This window comes from Moorena producens 3L (assembly GCF_000211815.1).
GTDB lineage: Bacteria > Cyanobacteriota > Cyanobacteriia > Cyanobacteriales > Coleofasciculaceae > Moorena > Moorena producens.
Window position 1 is genome coordinate 53705 of the sequence record NZ_GL890841.1, and the last position, 17731, is coordinate 71435.

At 44.4% G+C, this 17731-nt stretch carries 18 protein-coding genes and 1 pseudogene; 12 read left to right on the forward strand and 7 right to left on the reverse strand.

The features are described 5' to 3' along the window. Window positions 1–25: 25 nt before the first annotated feature. Window positions 26–220, reverse strand: coding sequence for a hypothetical protein (locus LYNGBM3L_RS09020; RefSeq protein WP_008181624.1), 195 nt, complete (start codon window positions 218–220; stop codon window positions 26–28). A 124-nt stretch (window positions 221–344) separates the two neighbouring features. Here LYNGBM3L_RS09020 and LYNGBM3L_RS09025 point away from each other — a divergent pair, with 124 nt between their 5' ends. Both LYNGBM3L_RS09025 and LYNGBM3L_RS09030 read left to right on the forward strand, forming a co-directional pair. Beyond that, window positions 345–731, forward strand: a complete 387-nt coding sequence (locus LYNGBM3L_RS09025; RefSeq protein ID WP_008181625.1) for a hypothetical protein — start codon at window positions 345–347, stop codon at window positions 729–731. A gap of 234 nt (window positions 732–965) precedes the next feature. Continuing rightward, complete coding sequence (locus tag LYNGBM3L_RS09030) at window positions 966–2360, forward strand: LCP family protein (protein ID WP_052308417.1); 1395 nt, start codon at window positions 966–968, stop codon at window positions 2358–2360. A 183-nt stretch (window positions 2361–2543) separates the two neighbouring features. Here the strand turns inward: LYNGBM3L_RS09030 and LYNGBM3L_RS09035 are convergent, their stop codons facing one another. Then, a complete protein-coding gene (locus LYNGBM3L_RS09035) occupies window positions 2544–3230 on the reverse strand; it encodes an N-acetylmannosamine-6-phosphate 2-epimerase (protein ID WP_008181627.1) in 687 nt (228 codons plus the stop codon). Window positions 3231–4423: 1193 nt separating this feature from the next. Here LYNGBM3L_RS09035 and LYNGBM3L_RS09040 point away from each other — a divergent pair. After that, window positions 4424–6259, forward strand: a complete 1836-nt coding sequence (locus tag LYNGBM3L_RS09040; RefSeq protein WP_008181629.1) for a peroxidase family protein — start codon at window positions 4424–4426, stop codon at window positions 6257–6259. On the opposite strand, the gene LYNGBM3L_RS09045 is transcribed toward LYNGBM3L_RS09040, so the two are convergent. Continuing rightward, complete coding sequence (locus LYNGBM3L_RS09045) at window positions 6222–8561, reverse strand: hybrid sensor histidine kinase/response regulator (protein ID WP_008181631.1); 2340 nt, start codon at window positions 8559–8561, stop codon at window positions 6222–6224. The genes LYNGBM3L_RS09040 and LYNGBM3L_RS09045 overlap by 38 nt on opposite strands. Before the next feature lie 420 nt (window positions 8562–8981). Between LYNGBM3L_RS09045 and LYNGBM3L_RS09050 the strand changes: the two genes are divergently transcribed. After that, window positions 8982–9248: a hypothetical protein gene (locus tag LYNGBM3L_RS09050; protein WP_008181633.1), complete on the forward strand. Its 267-nt coding sequence runs from the start codon at window positions 8982–8984 to the stop codon at window positions 9246–9248. Window positions 9249–9405: 157 nt separating this feature from the next. Here LYNGBM3L_RS09050 and LYNGBM3L_RS09060 read toward each other — a convergent pair whose 3' ends face one another. Continuing rightward, window positions 9406–9648 carry a hypothetical protein gene (locus tag LYNGBM3L_RS09060; protein ID WP_008181637.1) on the reverse strand — a complete coding sequence of 81 codons (243 nt, stop codon included), beginning with the start codon at window positions 9646–9648 and terminating at the stop codon, window positions 9406–9408. A 305-nt stretch (window positions 9649–9953) separates the two neighbouring features. On the opposite strand from LYNGBM3L_RS09060, the gene LYNGBM3L_RS09065 reads away from it, so the two are divergent. Further along, window positions 9954–10262, forward strand: coding sequence for a hypothetical protein (locus LYNGBM3L_RS09065; RefSeq protein WP_008181639.1), 309 nt, complete (start codon window positions 9954–9956; stop codon window positions 10260–10262). 235 nt (window positions 10263–10497) lie between these two features. Further along, the gene (locus LYNGBM3L_RS09070) at window positions 10498–11352 is read left to right on the forward strand and encodes a hypothetical protein (protein ID WP_008181641.1); all 855 of its coding nucleotides are present in this window, start codon (window positions 10498–10500) and stop codon (window positions 11350–11352) included. 515 nt (window positions 11353–11867) lie between these two features. Here LYNGBM3L_RS09070 and LYNGBM3L_RS09075 read toward each other — a convergent pair. Continuing rightward, the gene (locus LYNGBM3L_RS09075; RefSeq protein ID WP_008181643.1) at window positions 11868–12056 is read right to left on the reverse strand and encodes a hypothetical protein; all 189 of its coding nucleotides are present in this window, start codon (window positions 12054–12056) and stop codon (window positions 11868–11870) included. 182 nt (window positions 12057–12238) lie between these two features. On the opposite strand from LYNGBM3L_RS09075, the gene LYNGBM3L_RS43105 reads away from it, so the two are divergent. The 4 genes from LYNGBM3L_RS43105 (at window position 12239) to LYNGBM3L_RS09085 (ending at window position 13985) form a co-directional block, all read left to right on the forward strand. Then, window positions 12239–12427: a hypothetical protein gene (locus tag LYNGBM3L_RS43105; protein ID WP_154659721.1), complete on the forward strand. Its 189-nt coding sequence runs from the start codon at window positions 12239–12241 to the stop codon at window positions 12425–12427. Window positions 12428–12510: 83 nt separating this feature from the next. Further along, a complete protein-coding gene (locus tag LYNGBM3L_RS09080; RefSeq protein ID WP_008181645.1) occupies window positions 12511–12954 on the forward strand; it encodes an Hsp20/alpha crystallin family protein in 444 nt (147 codons plus the stop codon). Between the two features lie 229 nt (window positions 12955–13183). Then, a complete protein-coding gene (locus LYNGBM3L_RS40165) occupies window positions 13184–13378 on the forward strand; it encodes a hypothetical protein (RefSeq protein WP_131826885.1) in 195 nt (64 codons plus the stop codon). 55 nt (window positions 13379–13433) lie between these two features. Further along, window positions 13434–13985 (forward strand): putative outer membrane beta-barrel protein, encoded by a 552-nt coding sequence (locus LYNGBM3L_RS09085; protein WP_044492531.1) that lies wholly within the window; start codon window positions 13434–13436, stop codon window positions 13983–13985. A 71-nt stretch (window positions 13986–14056) separates the two neighbouring features. Here LYNGBM3L_RS09085 and LYNGBM3L_RS09090 read toward each other — a convergent pair whose 3' ends face one another. After that, complete coding sequence (locus LYNGBM3L_RS09090; RefSeq protein ID WP_008181647.1) at window positions 14057–15007, reverse strand: aldo/keto reductase; 951 nt, start codon at window positions 15005–15007, stop codon at window positions 14057–14059. Window positions 15008–15311: 304 nt separating this feature from the next. Between LYNGBM3L_RS09090 and LYNGBM3L_RS09095 the strand changes: the two genes are divergently transcribed. Together LYNGBM3L_RS09095 and LYNGBM3L_RS09100 are read left to right on the forward strand one after the other, a co-directional pair. Continuing rightward, window positions 15312–16070 carry a hypothetical protein gene (locus LYNGBM3L_RS09095; RefSeq protein ID WP_044492508.1) on the forward strand — a complete coding sequence of 253 codons (759 nt, stop codon included), beginning with the start codon at window positions 15312–15314 and terminating at the stop codon, window positions 16068–16070. Window positions 16071–16250: 180 nt separating this feature from the next. After that, window positions 16251–16646, forward strand: coding sequence for a nuclear transport factor 2 family protein (locus LYNGBM3L_RS09100; protein WP_008181649.1), 396 nt, complete (start codon window positions 16251–16253; stop codon window positions 16644–16646). Here the strand turns inward: LYNGBM3L_RS09100 and LYNGBM3L_RS50200 are convergent. Continuing rightward, window positions 16643–17622 (reverse strand): annotated as a pseudogene (locus LYNGBM3L_RS50200) (GMC family oxidoreductase). The gene LYNGBM3L_RS09100 and the pseudogene LYNGBM3L_RS50200 sit on opposite strands and share 4 nt — an antisense overlap. Between the last annotated feature and the right edge of the window lie 109 nt (window positions 17623–17731).

Consider the following 17731-nt stretch of genomic DNA (forward strand, 5'->3'; position numbering starts at 1 on the left):
CTTAGGTGAGCTTACCACTAGCCTATCAATCAAACTGCCGATAGCTCCAGGCTCGACCTACTAATGCGATCGCTAAAATCACCGTTGGAGCCAGGATCCCGATCATCCCATTAACGGATGTAGCGGCAATGGGTACACTGGGGGCAACGTATTTAATAATAACAGAAATTATCGTGGAGAGGATGACGAGTTTGAGAATGAAGCTTAGTTGATTATCCATGTTGCCATTGCCCTATTGCTATTACTATATTATTGCCATTGGTGAATAACCACTAGGTAATGTCATGATAAGAGGTAAAACCACCAAGTCATGGGGTTTGAGGGATTCTTAAGGCAAGCTGCGGATGGAACATAATGTGAAAAAGACTAATTCTACCGACAATCACGATAATCAGCGCTTACAGCTATTTATTTACCTTGTCCCCATCTTTGGCTTGTTTCCAGCACTGTGGACATTGTACCACTCTCAGGGAAACCGACAGGAAAAAACGGTGAGTCGCTTGTCCGTCACCTTGGCCTTTGGTTGGTTGCTAGGGTACAGTTTATTATCAGCAGGAGCACAATTGTCGGAATTTTGGACATTACGCTTGCTGTTTCTCAATGCTATGCTGACATCTGGCTATTTTCTGGTCAGTTTCGCTGTGATGGTGCGCTTATGGCAGCGCCAGTCACCACGCCTGCCTTGGATTAGCCGGATCTCTGAAGGAATCCTGGGCAAGTATTTGTCCTAGTCTAGGGGTTTACTTAAATAAATGATGTACTCTAATGATGGTTTTGACTGACGGATTGGGCAAGCTTGATCGAAAATTTACCTGATCAGGCAGCAACCTGTTAAAAAACCTGCTATAGAGTATTAATACTAAACCTTAAGATGGAAGCTCCAGGTCAAGCATGTGAAACCGGTCAGCAGTGAATAGTCTTCTTCTGTCAATACCATCCCTATTGCCTGTGTGTGAGGAAGCCCAGTGCCAGTTCAAAGAACTTATCGAAAACGCCGTGTAGTGAGAAGACCTACTCGCCCCGTTCGCAGAAAAAAGGTAAAAGTCAAGGGAGGGAATTTGCTCTGGCTTTGGCTAGGTTTTACCGCAGTGGCCATGTCATCTGCGGCAGCAGGTGCAATCCTAGCTGTATCCCTGGCAAGTACCCCTTTGCTGCAAAATGAACTGACTCCGGACGAGAAATCTGTATTTAACCAAGAAGAAACCATCTCCAGCAACAGCATGCACTTGCCGGAGTTGACTCGACCAGTTAATATCTTATTTCTTGGTATTAAAGTCCTAACCTCTGATCTCAAGCAACCCCCAGAAGTAGACCTGGGATACCACGCTCTGGTCAATTCCTTAGAGGGTTTGTCAGATACCATGCTCCTGCTACGGTTTGACCCAAATGGGGAAAAAGTCAAAGTGCTGTCGATGCCTCGTGATACTCAAACTCGTATTGAGAAACATGGTAAAATCAAGCTCAATGCTGCCAATTATTTTGGCGGACCTGCCCTCACAGCAAAGGCGGTCAGTGATCTTCTCGATGATGTGCCCATTGACCGTTATATCCGAGTAAACGTTCAGGGTGTGGAAAAACTGGTGGATGCCTTGGGAGGAGTTACGGTCTATATTCCCAAGGATATGAAGTACACTGACCACTCTCAACACCTTTATATCAACCTCAAAAAAGGCAGACAGCACCTGGATGGTAATAAAGCGATGCAGTTCCTGCGGTTTCGCTACGACAAGTATGGGGATATTGGTCGAGTTCAGCGGCAACAAATGCTGATGAGGGCATTGGTAGAACAGGCACTAAAACCTAGTACTATCGCACGAATCCCACAAATCCTCTCAGTTATTCAGTCCCACATTGACACCAACTTAAGTGTAGAAGAGCTAGTGGCATTAGCGGGTTTTGCCACCAAGACTAAACGAGCCAATGTCCAAATGCTAATGCTGCCTGGTCGATTTAGCAACGATGGCAAGAAACAAGCCAGTTACTGGTTGCCAAACCACCGCCGCATCCAGCAGATGGTGGGTCAGCACTTTGGTCAAGGCTATAGCTATTACTCCAATGCCAACTCCACATCCCTGCGGATTGCGATTCAATACACTACAGATTCTTCTGAAGTCGCTAAAGCTATGCTCCGGAAACTTAACCAAGCTGGCTACCAGAATGTTCGTATTGATCAGAAATTGTCTAGGGAACCATTGCGCACCACTCGCATTATTGCCCAACAGGGAGACGATGAAAGTGCTGCCACTATCCGTAACTATTTGGGATTTGGGGAAGTGCGGGTGGAAAGCACCGGTGCTTTTTCCTCAGATATTACCATTCAGTTGGGTCAAGACTGGCTACAGAAACTGGGTTCTCAATAATAAGATAGGTTTTCCAGCTTCTAGCAAGGGCAATTATAGCAGTTTTCCATTGGGTGAGGTACTTTGCTTATCCTTTTAAGGCAGAGGGCAGAAGGCAGAGGGCAGAAAGGTAAGAAGGTCTTAAAGGCAATTAGCGCCAATAAAGACTGTACCTCATCTACTTGAAAAACCCTGTAACCATGTTCAATTAACTAATGACTCGACAAAAGCCTTAACTTGCAAATCAATACCAGTAATCGCAGTGCCGACAACAACTGCATAGGCTCCCAATTCTAGCGCAGTTTGAGCCATCTTGGGGCTGGCAATACCCCCTTCGCAAATGGCTGGGATATCTAAATGCTTCACCAACTGGCTGAGTAGGCCAAAGCCGGGAGGACAAAGATGGCTGGTTTGAGCGGTGTAGCCATAGAGGGTGGTACCAACTAAATCAACACCAGCGGCTTGTGCTGCGATCGCACTCTCAAGGGTATCCACATCTGCCATCACCGGTTTACCCAGTGTATCGTGAATCTGCTTAATTAAATCTTGAACTGTTTCCCCTCCAGGACGTTCCCGTAAGGTGGCATCAATGGCAATAATATCAGCACCAGCGGATGCGATCGCTTTGGCATGGTGAAACTGGGGAGTAATATAAACCTCAGACTCCGGTAACTGTTGCTTCCACAAGCCAATAATTGGAGCAGTGGGACATTGACTACGGACAGCTGCCACATGGTCAGGTGTATCAATACGCACACCCGATGCCCCCTGATTCATCGAAGCCTGTGCCATGGCGGCAATCACTAGGGGGTGGTGCAGGGGTGAGTCAGGGGGTGCCTGACAAGACACAATTAGACTATGACGAATTGAATGGAGAGAATTAGCTGCCATGTTGTTGGTGGTTACAGTAAGTGATTATCGATATATAGAGGTTCCACAGCATTTATAAAATAGGTGAGGTACAGAAGTTTTGGATTTTAGGGAATAGGGAATAGGGAATAGGGAATAGGGAATAGGGAATAGGGAATATAAAAAAAATTATGTTTACCTCATAAATATAATAACCGTTATATATTTATTGGTTTAAGCACTGTGGTTATTGTATTATACTATCTCCAGATAATTACCCTTAATAAAAATCTTACTATCTCACCATCTCCCCGCGCCACCGCCTCTTCCGGTGATATGCTTGGTAGTTGTGTGTGTTGTATTTTGACTTTATCGCTTTTTTTGTTCAGGTCAGTTTAAGGTAAATTTTAGCAGGTCATTAAGTCTAAATTTAGGCTGATTTTTAGTCTTTATATTTCCAGCTTTAGCTAATTAATAAAGCTTTGTTTGCCAAGGATAATATCCACCAGTTTTTCGTTGATAAATTGGCGCGATTCCTCATCCCAAAGAGGTAGAATTGCTTTACTCATCAATGGCTACTTTAAATTTTCGGCTTTTGTCAACCCCTCTACCTAAATCCTTACACTATATTTATCTACAATCAAGATTTATTGGCTTGACAAGATATTGATTTATTGTGCGTCTCTATCCAGATAATCTTTAATTAAAGAATTAAAGATTCTGTAAAACTATATTTTTTTTGCGGTAGATATCCGAAATCCAGCTATCTTAAAATTAGCAAGCAGTAATTTTTAATCTTGACTATGGGGTAAATACGGAATAAATTATGTAGCCAAAAGAAATACGTAATCGTTATTATAGCCCGTGTTAAAAATTATTTACTGGCGATAAATGAGGGACTTACGTGAAGACTTACTTTAGAGGATATCTCCCAAGTTTTTTGATACTGAATTTTGCCCCCCTGACCCCCCAACTTTGGGGGGAACAAGAGTCAATTTGCTTCTAAAAGTCCCCCAGAATTGGGGGACCAACGGGGGCTTGGATGTAGCAAATGAGACTTCTCAGACAACCTCTTAGACGAAAACCCGTGAATCTTGGGGATAACTAAAGTAAATTACCCGGTTTTAGCAAACCATGTAGCTACTTTCCAAACACCTTATTAGAAGAGATAGAGTATTTTACTGCATCTACCACATTAGCGGTTGGGATGCAATCTTAACCTAAGTACTAACCTGATGAAAAATCACTTATCTAACTTGGAAGTGGTTAGAAACTTCAAGCCTCGTAAGCTTGGTTTAGCAATAACCACTTTCGCTGCCCTAGGATTTTCCATGTCTGTGCCTGCTGCTGCAGGAGAATTTCGCACTATTAACGGATTTGGCAACAACCCCAATGACCCGACATTGGGTGAAGCCGAAACACCACTACTTCGGCTCACGGAGCCTGATTACGAAGATGGCTTCAACGCACCAAGAATAACCGATCCGGCTGGCAATCTTCTGCCTAACGCCCGTGACATTAGCAATACCATTGTCCGCCAGACTGAATTCGTGCCTAATTTCCTCAACGCCAGCGACTGGATCTGGCAGTGGGGGCAGTTCATTGATCACGACTTGGATCTCAATGAGGGAGAGGCAGCTCCTCCACCAGAGGATTTCACCCCTATCCCAATTAATCCCTTTGACATTACCACTGGTCTTCCAGATCCACTCGCCCCATCTATACCCTTTGTTAGGGTTCCTGCAGCTGAAGGGACTGGCACTGACCTTGGCAATCCGCGCCAGCAGATCAACCAGCTGACTTCTTTTATTGATGGTTCACAGGTCTACGGATCTGATCAAGAGCGGGCGGAATTTTTGCGTACTAATGATGGTACTGGAAAGCTCAAGAGCCAGATTATCAATGATGAAGAGCTACTGCCTTTCAACACTGGCGGATTGCCTAATGCCAACACTGACCGCTCTGGAGCATTAGCACCAGAAGAGTTGTTCATCGGTGGCGATGTTCGTGTCAACGAACAGATTGGGTTAACCGCAGCTCACACCTTGTTCGTGCGGGAGCACAATCGCCTGGCTGAAACACTTGCTGAAAAAATTGACGCTGGTGACCCGGTTCTTTTGGAGAAGTTAGAAGAGTCAGGACTTGATAAAGGCGACTTTATCTACGAATCAGCCCGTAAGGTGGTCGGCGCTGAGATTCAGGTAATCACATACAATGAATTCCTACCGCTGTTCATTGGCGATAGCCTTTTGGAGGATTACTCTGGCTACGATTCCAGCGTTGACCCACGTGTCAGCGTGGAATTTGCCAATGGTACCTTCCGCGTTGGCCACACTTTTCTGTCCCCAGAGATTCAGCGCATTAACAATGACGGTACTTCCCCCGGAGGGGTATCCCTTTCCGATGCCTTCTTCACTCCCCAACAGGTGATTGATAACGGCGTCGATTCACTGTTTTTCGGTTTAGCTTCCCAGGTGGCTCAAGAGTTTGACAATCAGATAGTGGACGACGTGCGGAATTTCCTTGCCTCGATTCCCACCGGTGGATTTGACCTTGCTACACTAAATATTGAGCGGGCAAGGGAATCTGGCGTTACCGGTTACAATCAGGCTCGTGTGGAACTCGGTCTAGATCCAGTCACTGCCTTCTTGACCACCGATACCGAACTGGGCATTACTTCTGACCCAGAACTAGCAGCTCTATTTGAACAAATCTACGGCTCTGTAGATCAGGTGGATTTCTGGATTGGAGGAATATCTGAGGACTCGGTCAACGGTGGATTGGTCGGTGAACTATTCAATACGGTGATCTCAGACCAGTTCAGGCGGGCACGGGATGGTGACCGGTTCTTTTTCCTCAACGATCTCGATCATCTGCTGGCCTTGGCTCCAGATCTAGAAAGCACTCGCCTCTCGGACATTATTCGTCGGAACTCAACGATTAGCAACATCCAGGATAATGCTTTTGTTGTCCCAGAAGATGTGCCGGAACCTAGCAGCATCCTTGGCTTAGTTACACTTCTAGGTTTAGCAGCTATAGCGCAGCGCTATAACTTTCCACCAACGCCATAACCCTGTACAATAATTCCATCGGTTCAATCGGTTTATATAAGTAATCATCCACTACTTCCATCATCTCTTGTTGCTCTATGTTTGGCAGGCTCGGAATCGTCAAAGCCAGAATTTTTACCTCACTAGTTGTGGAGGATTGACGCAGCCATTGAGTCATTTCGTAACCCTCCCTAGTTGGTAACTGCCAATCGATAATGATAGTATGGGGCTTAAGCAATGCAATTTGTTTGATGGCAGTGGAAGCATCGATCAGCCAAATTACTTTATAGCCTGCTGCGGTCAAAATCTCGCAAATTAGGGTAGCAATCTCTTCTTGGTTTTCCACTAGGGCCACAGTGCCTTGAGCTTTGAGAGTTAGGTTGGACTTTGGCAGGACTTTTCCTGAAGTAGCTGGTGCTATGGGTTGATTGGGTAACCAAACTGTAAAACAAGACCCCTCTGCCACTACCGATTCCACCTCAATTTTGCCCCTATGGAGTTCGATTAGCTGTTTGGTTAAGGCTAACCCCAAGCCAGTTCCTTCATACTTGCGACGGTAGGGGGTTTCTAGCTGCTGAAACTTTTGAAACAGTAATGGTAACTGGTCTTGGGCAATACCAATGCCTGTATCTTCCACTTGAAACACTACTAAGTGGTTTTCTGGCCAGACCCGTAGGATTACTTTACCCCCCTCTGGGGTAAATTTAATCCCATTACTTAAAAGGTTAAACAAAATCTGTTTAACCCGCCGTTGGTCTGCAGAAAAACAGTCCCTTTCTGGTGGCACTCGCCAATCTAGCTGTAGAGTCACCTGCTGTTGGTAGGCTTGTTCGTTTAGGCTACTCAACAGCTGATTGGCTAGCTTACTTAAGGAAAATTTGCTGATAGTCAGGACTAACTTTCCTGCCTCAACCTGAGACAAATCTAGAATATCGTTGATCAGTTCTAGCAGGTGTTGCCCATTTTCCTGGATAGTTTTTAAATAGCGCTGTTGCTTTTCTACAGGTAATCTTTGGGAACTGTCCTGACCAAAACACCAGCGCAAGAGTGTAGCTGCCATCCCAATTACGCAGGTCAGAGGGGTGCGCAATTCATGGCTCATGGTAGCTAGAAACTCACTCTTAGCAAGATTGGCTGCTTGAGCAGCTTGCAAGGCATCCCGGAGTGCTTGGGTACGCTCAATTACCCGTTGTTCAAGGGTGTTGTTTTGCTGCTGCACTTGGGCGTATAACTTCGCTTGATAGATTGCAACGGCTAGGTGTTCAGCAATTGCTTGGAGAAAGTTTTTTTCACTGTCCTGCCATCGTCTTGGCTCCAAACACTGATGGGCAATTAGTAGCCCCCACAGGTTGTTTTCGACAATAATTGGTGCGACTAACTTGGCTCGTACTTGATGTCGATGCAACAGTTTAAGTAAGCAATTATGGGTATTATAGGTTCGATCAACATCATCAACAGCAACCGTTGACCCTCGCTGATATTTATGTGTAGAGTTCGGTACATGGGTTAAGCATTCCTCCTGCTCAATCACATTCAGCACTGATGGGATAGCATCGGAGGCTTTAGCTTCGTAGGTAATACAACCCCAGCCTAATTCAGTGGCAGCAGCAGGTGCTGGCTCTACTGGTGTGAGACTAGAGGTGTAAGGGAAATCAAATTGATAGATTACTAATCGGTCTACTTCTAGGAAGTGTCGTACCCGTTCAACTGCTGTGGTGAGGATAAGGGGTAACTCTTGACTTTGACGGATTTGACTGGTCACCTGATTGAGCAATCGCTCTTGCTCAACCTGCTGGTGTAGTGCTTCTGCTACGGGTTGACAAATAGACCCATAGGGATAAGCTGGCTCTACTAATGGTGGAACATCGGTGTTGTAGTTATCCGTGTTGTAGTCACACAGAATATCAATTAATGATAGGGTAAATTCGCTCTGGATAGCTGGATTATTGGGTTTGAGGGAGGCCCCGGCCCTATTGATTAGGTTGAGAACATCCTCAGAGGTTTCAAATTTTGATGGTGAGGTTAGGTAGGAGTCTTTGAGATTGGTCAGAAAGTTTGCGATCGCATCCGGAGCGAAGGTCAATCCCACTTGGTACAGTCTCATCAGAGAGTCATACCCAGTTAAGGTCTCCGGTTGGGCTTCCCCCCACAGTAGACAACTGAACTGTTCTGATCCGATCAGGGTAAACCTCTGGCTCTGAGCCTCAGTAATCACCCTCTGATTCACCAAAAGATCAGACTTTAGGAGTATTGCCTCTTCCCCCAAGCTTGACTCCATCTCGTCTAATCGCTGATCCAGACGCTCGAAAACAGCCAAGGGCAAAATTCTGAGGAATTTTGGATTACTAAATAATTTTGTAGGTGGAATTAACGATAACACCTGCTGCCTGGTGGGCTAACTTGCCTAAATGGTGTGGATAGTAGCTTCTTTGATGGTAGTTTATTTTTGTCCACCTGCTGATAATTATTTACCTATTATACCACATTTTAGCTTTGAATGCAGCGTGTTAAATGTGTTAAATGCATTAAATGTGATAAAAATAGTAAATATGGTAAGTGTGGTTAACAGGCGCAGGGAGAGGGTAGAAGTAATTGGTTTGGTAGGTTAATAACGCACCAAACTAGATTGCGATGTTCCGTTCGCGAACGCACTAAATTTTTAGTAATCTTTAACATCGGTAATAAGGAGTAAAAATCTAATAGAATAGAATAGATAAATATATCAGATTAATATTAATCAAACATGACACCAGAAGAAAGATTAACTCAAGTAGAAAACTTGTTAGAGACAGCAGCACGATACATTAATCGTCACTCTCAGACCATTGAGCAAAATCAAGCAGACATCACTCAATTACGAGTTTCTCTGAATGAGACCCTAAGATTGTTTTCTGATTTAGCAACCTATCAACGTCAAAGTCAAGAGGAGATTCGTCAAAATCAAGAAGAAATACGACGGATTTGGGAATATTTATTAAATCAAAGCGGTAATGGACGCTCCGGAAATTAAACCTCTAATCCTTGGGTTCTGATCCCCAATAATTTCACCTGACTGTAACTGATCAATAATCGGCTGGAAATTAGAGCGGATATTACGATACTGTTTAGCTAGATTGCGTAGGCTTCTCTTAAACTCAGGTGTAACGGTGATTTCGATTTTGACTGGTTCATTCTGCATCAATCCCATCCCACAGCTGTGAAACAGGAAGTGTATTCCCTGTCATGGCTTCTTGCCATCCCTGACGAAAGCTTTCTTCTGCCGTATCCTGTGTAACACTCTCACGAAACAGACGAACTATCTGCAACAAATTGGGTAAGTATTCTTGGGGAGTTTGCTGTATTTCCTCAATAACTTGTTCCAGTATTTCTGTGGTAGTAGCGTTATCAGCTACAAAATTTTTTTCTGTCATTATCCTACCTTAAAGTTAGCAATACTCTGATTACTATAGCAGTTATCAATTGGGTTAGGTACTTTCGTTATCGGGAGTAGCCAGTAGCCAGTAGCGTGAATAGTTTGGGGAGAGGGGATAGTGTGGGAACAAGCGGGAGAGGGTAGATAGAAGAAGTAGTTGATAGGGTGGGTTAATAACGGACCAAAATTAAACGCTATGTTCCGTTCGCGATCGCACTATTTTTTTAGTAATACTTGACTTCAGTAATAATGATAAAAAAAAGAATATAATATATAAATATATCAAATCAAAAGTGATCAGACATGACACCAGAAGAAAGATTAACTCAAGTAGAGAACTTGTTAGAGACAGCAGCAAGATACATTAATCGCCATAGTCAGAATATCGAGCAAAATCAAGCAGAAATTACTCAATTAAGAGTTTCTCTCAATGAGACCTTAAAATTGTTTTCCGATTTAGCAACCTATCAACGTCAAAGTCAAGAAGAGATTATTCAAAATCAAGAGGAGATTCGTCAAAGTCAAGCAGATATTCGTCAAAATCAACAGGAAATACGACGGATTTGGGAATATTTATTAAATCAAAGTGGTAATGGACGCTCCGGGAATTAAACCTGTAGAGGTTTGGGAGTGTAGACAGAAAATTGATGGATAAAGGGCACCATCCCCCTGTCGTGATCATAAAACGTGAATTTTTATTGCATTCGAGAGCAATAATTTGATCACCTAGATAGAATTTAGACTGACAAAGTGAAAAATGTGCTGGCTACTCGACCTGGGTAGCTAGAAAAAGTCAATCAGGGAATCTCTATCTCATTTCTTTGTTGACGTTCGAGTAGAAACCTCGATGATAAACAATAGCTGTTCTGTGCTTGATTCCCTTTGCAATCTACAAGCAAATCCAAACCAAGGAAACCAAACTGGTGCTACTAGTCAAGGGATTGTAGTGATTTCTCCCCTAGATGACCTTGAAACTGGTGAAGATTTGGCTACTACTGGTGATTTGGACATCACCGATGGCCCGATTAACATCGATTTTGATGACATTGATTTTGATGACATTGACCAAGTGTTTGATGTCGAAATTCAGCCTCAAGATCCAAAAACGGCGACTATCACCAAGATTGAAATTAGTAGTAATCGATGCTCCTTGGCCTTTGGGCCACGCTACGCGAAGGTCGCCGCTACGCGAACAGTAGACTCAGATGACCCTCTAGTCAAGGTCAGTAGCAGGGCGACGGCTACTAACAGGATTAGTCGCAATCCCTTGGGCGACTCTGTTGGCGGTATAGTCATCGTCAGCAGTACCAGCATGGCTACCAGCACCATTAGTGACAATACCTCAGCGGATTTAAGCGATCGCGTAGCGTGGCCAAAGGCCAATCGCATTTTCAGTATCCATGGCACAGCCATGGTTTCCAGCACCATGAGTACCCCTAACACCAATAATCATCAGATTAGTGGTGCCGCCAGTTTCAGCATTGGTGACGACAACCAGATTAGTAATCCGGATGGTGTTACCGATGGACCTGACAGTCTGCTGGAGGATATCGTTGGTACTATTACCAATCCCATTGATTCCCTACTTGATTCCTTCCTGACTCCATCTGTGTTCACTCCATCCCTGTTGACTTCATCTCTAGGTTTTCCTAGTTCTGGGATTGATCTTGACCAGAGTCGTTCGCGCAGCGTCGGGCTTTGACCGAATCACTGATTTGATCAATTTGTGGGCATCACTCCTAATATTGGTGCCTCTGTAGCTCAACCCGAAAGAGGACTTGACCTCTTCAAGGACTAAAAATAATTTCGACCTTTGCCCTAGTAATCAGTCGTAAGTATTCAGCTATCAGCTATCAGCTGTCAGCTTATGGGCTACGCGCACGGTACGGAAATGGCTGACCGCTGACGGCTGACGGCTGAATGCTTACTATCAGTCAATATAGTGTTGAGGCTTAGGTGTTAGGTGTTAGGTGTTAAGTGTTAGGTATTAGGTGTTAGTTAGTAGTTAACGCCTAATACCTAGTGCTTAGAGTCTAATCGAGAAAAGTACAGGTCAACGTAAGCTATCAGCTATCAGCGTGTCGCGTATCAGCGTGTCGCGTATCAGCTATCAGTTTTGAGCCTGTGGCCACGCTACACCGAACAGTTTATGCCCATAGCGCATGCTACACCAAACAGCTTTTGAATAAAATAAGCTGACCGCTGAATGCTTAGAGGTCAAGTTTCTCTAAAATACTGGGTTAGGTTGTTGAGCGCCTCTGTAGCACTTTCAATCGCTGAAGATAATTCTTCAATGCGGTCAGAGTGAGCTTTACCTTCAATTTCTTTTTTCAGCAGTTCCTGTAATTTCAGAATCAATTCTTTTTGGTAGCTGACTGAATGGGTAAAATCTGTGGATTCCATCATCGGACTTAACTGAATTGCCTTACCTGATACCTGTTCGCGTAGCGTGCGCGTAGCGCATTAGCACCTCAATTAGCTTGCGCCTAGCGCATTAGCTGACCATTGAATTCGAGTTTACCGAACTCAATTGTGTTTAGTTTACCGTAATTTAGATCAAAGTTAACTATAGCAGTTCTAAATAGTTCATGAAACCCAAGGCTACATTGCTTTCTCCTAACCAAAAAAAATCCTCATATCTCTTTATTACTATTCCCTATTCCCTTTTGCCTGTTTCCGATTCCCGATTCCCGATTCCCGATTCCCGATTCCCGATTGAACACTTATTCATAACGGCAATCCCTATAAAATTAGTGATAAAAACCGAATTGTCATAGCTAATTTCAAGTCCTACCATAATAATCAAAGGCCAGAAAACAAGGCTAAATCAATTAAGCAATTACAACTTGGAGGAAAAGCTATGACTCTAGTTCGTTGGAACCCCTGGAAAGACATCAACACCCTACAACGGGAAATTGACCAGCTATTTGACCATAGTTTTGTGCCTACTACTTTGCGAGAGTTTGGTCATTTCAAAAATGTTCCAGCTGCTGAAATTACCCAAACTGAAGATGCTATTACTCTGAAATTAGAAGTTCCAGGAATGGAAGCCAAAGACTTGAATGTAGAAGTCACAGATACTGTTGTTTCTATCAGTGGAGAACGTAAAGAAGAAACCAATACTGACGAAAAAGGCGTCAAGCGGTCTGAATTCCGTTATGGTAAATTCCAGCGGGTAATTCCTTTACCAGTTCGGATTCAAAATACCAAAGTTGAGGCTGAGTACAAAGACGGTATCTTAAATCTGACCTTGCCTAAAGCGGAAGAGGAAAAAAACAAAGTTGTCAAGGTTAACTTGAACTAACTCCCTGGTTAGCTCAGTGGCTGGCTAACTAGACTTGGGACAATCAGTTAGCTACTTGAGTTTAGTAAGCATTCAGCTATCAGCTATCAGCGTATCGCGTATCAGCTAATAGACTACCTGAGGTGCTATCAGCCATTCGCGTAGCGTGGCCTTTGGCCAAGGCTTGTGACCAGGCTACGCGAATGGCTGACGGCTGAGGGCTGAATGCTTACGCAGTTTAGACTAAATCGTGACCTCAAAAAGCGATCGCTACCTCAACAAGCGATCGCTTTTTGTTTACATATACCAGTTCTCAATGGGGTGGCGACAAAATTATCCCATCATTAAGCAACGCCATCTCTGGAGTCAATCGGATATTTTTATTGAGACTTATCCGGATAACTCAACTCGGCTGAGAAATAGAAAAATAGTAGATGCACCTTGATAGCCATCCCCCTGCAATCAAAGCGGGGGGTTTTCTAATTATAACCATGAAACCGATGAAACCCATACTCAAATCTGCCGCAACTTCCCTAATCTTAATGATTGCTATGGTTCTATGTGCTAGCCCTGCCTCTGCTCAACCTGAAGGATTAAAGGGTAGCTACGTCGGAATTAGTAACGATGGCAGCACAATAAGTAATGATATCCTCAATCCCTTTGAGAATTTGCTGGGAATTGGCTCAAACTCAAGCGATGAAAGGATTGGTAGCATGTATCAAGGTCGTATTGATGTGCCCAATTTACCAATTTCAGTGCGTGGTGCAGCATTTCTCTCTGGCAAAGGTCGTGCTGTCGAGCCAACAATTACCTACGATCTACCGGTTGCCAGCAATACTAACATTTACGTTGGTGGAGGCTATACCTTTGTGAACAACGAGGAGATCACCACTCCTTTAGGTAATCAAAATTCAGCCGTATTGACTGCTGGTGTAGAAGCAGCAGTCAATGACTACACCATAATCTACGGCAGTGGCAGATTAAGCCTTAGTGATGAAAACAACGATACTTCTCCGGTTAAATTCCAATTTGGTGCAGGCTATCGTTTCTGAAATCAATAGCGCTGTTGCCTGTTCCGGACAACTGCGGCGAAGTCTATTGTAGGGGCGCTTTCCTTGAGCTTTCATTTTAACCAAGGGCGAGTCACTTGTTCCAACTGACTAACATCCTCCTGACTCAAAGCCCAACCCAAAGCCCCTGCATTGTCTTGCACCTGCTGTGCGGTCTTAGCACCGGGAATCGGGATTACTCCATCTTGAGCAATCAGCCAGTTAAGGGCAACTTGAGCTGGTTTTCGCTCATACTTTTCCCCTAACTGACTCAGTAGCTTTAGCACAGGGGCAATTTTTTCTAAACCACTTTTGCTAAAGCGGGGGTCAATAGCCCTAGCTCCAGTGGGTTTGATATATTTCTCTACCGTATACTTGCCAGTGAGTAACCCTTGAGCTAAGGGACTGTAAGCGAGAATAGTCACACCTAACTGACGCGCTTTATCAAGAATACCGTTGCTCTCAATTTTCCGATGCAACAGAGAATATTGCACCTGATTCACCGCTAGGGGTATGCCACGGGCTGCTAAGTAACTGTGAGCTTCTGCCATTTGCTTAGCGGAATAGTTACTGACACCAACTGCTCCAATCCGACCACGCTTCACTTCATCAGCTAGAGCATTCATCAAGGTCTGTTGGCTGATCAAGAAACTAAAAGGCATATGTACTTGGTACAGTTCCACTTGCTCGACTTGCAAACGTTTCAAACTGTCACTCAAGGCATCAGAAACTGACTGAGCGGTAAATCGCCAGGGTAAGGGAAAATACTTAGTGGCAATCTGGGCTTTCCGTCCCAGCTGCTTCATAAACCGTCCGATCAGGGATTCGGATTCTCCTAGTCCATATACCTCAGCGGTGTCAAAAAAGGTAATTCCAGCATCCAAGGTTGCCTCGAAGGCTTCTTTTACCTGAGTAGTGCCGTAGTCACTGCCATAGTTCCAAAACAGCTTGTCTCCCCATGACCACGTCCCAATTCCCAAGGCTGTAACCATCGGACCATCCTGACCTAACTTGATCGTCTGCATGATAAAAACTCCTTATATTAACATTTCTTAATATTATTTCAGTTTATCGTGGCTTAGTCAGCTATCAGCTTGGTTGAAAGTTGAAAGTTAAAAGTTGAAAGTTGAAAGTTGAAAGTTAAAAGTTAAAAGTTGACGGTTTATAACTTAAGTTTAAACATTAACGATAAACTAGACTGAGCACTGACTCCCTGACGCATTCAGCTATTAAGAAAACTAAGCTAGGAAGAAATTGCGGCTGTTGAAGGCTTGATTTGGGAGCCTGAAAACCTTTATTGTGCTGTGGTGGTGTAATCTGGTTAGTCCTGTGTGGCGTCATTCCCAACAGCACTCTCAAACCCTTGACCAGGGGAAAGGTATGAATATAGACTCATACATCAACATTGAGCAAGAACAAATTACACGCTCCCGCGTGCTGTTTCATAGCATTCGCTTTGATTTAAATCAAGACATTCTTACAAAAATTAAACAAGCACAAGAGACTGGTCACGGCCTTGATATTTCCGGAGAGTTGCTTAGTGATTTACGCCATTTAGCTCTGCTGGATTGGGAAAACCGCCTCCAGTCTGGATTGACCTTTTCTACCTACTATCTACCAGTTGATCGAGCACAGGCACTGATGCGGAGTGTGATTGCCCTTGATGGAGAAATCCTTCACCAGATCAAGAGAGACTGTCTGGAGAATCCCGACTTTTGTTGTCAAATTGCTGACGCTCATTACTGGCTGATCACTCAAATCTTGGCTCAGCTACGCCTGAAACCATCACCAAACTTGCCTAAGCTGGCTTGGGGACTATCAGCGCTGATGATAATCCTGGTGATTGTGGCAGTGCTGGTAATTCCTGGTGTATTACAGCTAATACTTGCTCAACCCTGGAGATGGTTGATTATTATAGTGGGCATAGTCACCTGTGGTCTACTTCTAGTAATACTACAATCGCTGCTACGTTCATGTTTAATCAGGATTGCGCCTTGGATGTTGCGTCAGCTATTGTCCGGTTTGCTCTCGGCCAAGCCTGGTCCTAAGAAAATTGCTAAACGTATTCTGGCATGGCTATTGCCATGATTAATGATTAGTGACGTAGGGTGCGTTAAGGGCGGGCTCATCCTCATTTTCCGCTATAGCGCCAGGGTTGGCACAGCCCGCCCTGTAACGCACCACCGGGTCAAACATCTGCCTTTTGCCTTTTGGCTGGGATTATTCGCTAAGGGCAGAATTTAACCGATAATATAAAGGTGAAGTCAGATGGAAACTATGTCAACAGAAGCGATCGCATCAGTCATCAATGTCTATTTTGCTAACATGGCAGCCATGAATCCAGGTGGCTGGGTAGAGATTTTTGCTGAAGATGCAGTGATTTATGACCCAGTGGGAAAGCCACCAATCAACGTCTCTGAGGACTCGGAGAAGTTCTTTGCACTACTGTCTAGCTTCTTTAACAGCTTTGACATCTCACAAGAGCAAATTTTTATTGCTGGCAATGGAGCAGCGGTAAAGTGGAGGATGCAGGTGTCTGCTAAGAATGGTCGTGAGGCTACTGCTGAAGGCATCAGTGTTTTTGAAATTAATGATGACGGTAAGATTCAAAAGGTTTTGTCCTACTGGAATGAAGCAGAAATGATGGGTAAACTTAAGGGTTAATTCCTAAATGGTGTTGGCTCTTCCTCCATCAGCAAATCAGCTACTTTTTCGGCAATCATTATGGTTGGGGCATTCGTGTTACCACCAACGATAGTGGGCATGATTGAGGCATCTACAACTCGTAACCCCTCTATACTATGTACCTGCAGGCGGGAGTTAACCACTGCCATTGGGTCATTCCCCATCTTGCAAGTTCCAACTGGGTGATACAATGTGCCAGCGGTATCGCGGATGTAGGCAGCAATTTCATCGAGTTGCTCGACTTGAGTTCCAGGGAAAAGTTCCTCCCCCCGAAAGGTCTCAAATGCTGACGCCTGAAGTATTTGACGACACAGCTTGATGCCAGTAAGCAAAACCTGTAAATCTGTTTGATCAGTTAGATAATTGGGCGGCAGGGTTTTAAGTAAGCAGCAGCGGTACTATGACGTTTACCGTTTTTCTGAGTTACCTGATAAAATCCTACTCCTTCTGGTTCCCGACAGTTGAAGTCCTTGGTGTTTTCCAAGCCTATTTCTGTAGCTGCTTCGACAAACACCTGAGATAGGGGGTTGGTGTAGCGCAAATTGGCGACATTGAGCGGACAATCAGTGCCATGGTATTCAGACGCTCCCCTTTCCTGGTTTTCGGCTTTCTTAAAATAGGGCAGCACCTCAGAAAAACTCCACCCCTTATTCCCTAATTCGTGCCAGTGGTCATAGTTCCAGCGGTGACCTCGAATATATATCATGGCGTTGATAGAGCTACAGCCACCTAGAACCTTGCCACGGGGCCAGAACAATTTGCGGTTGTTCAGATTGCTTTGGGGTTGTGTATAGTAACTCCAATCGTATTCAGTTCTGAATAGGGCGCGAAAGGCGATGGGGATGTGAATTGACCGCTCGCGGTCTGGCTTGCCAGCTTCCAGTAGCAATACTCTAGTGTTGGGGTTTTCCGTGAGGCGGTTAGCTTCATGCGCGCTTATGCCCCACGTCCGCACCGAACGCGCCCCGCGTCGGCTTTGCCGAAAGGTCGGCGTGGGATGAATGGCGGACAGGAACTTTGATATTTTATTTTTCGTCTATACTAAAAAACAGTAGGGTTTATCA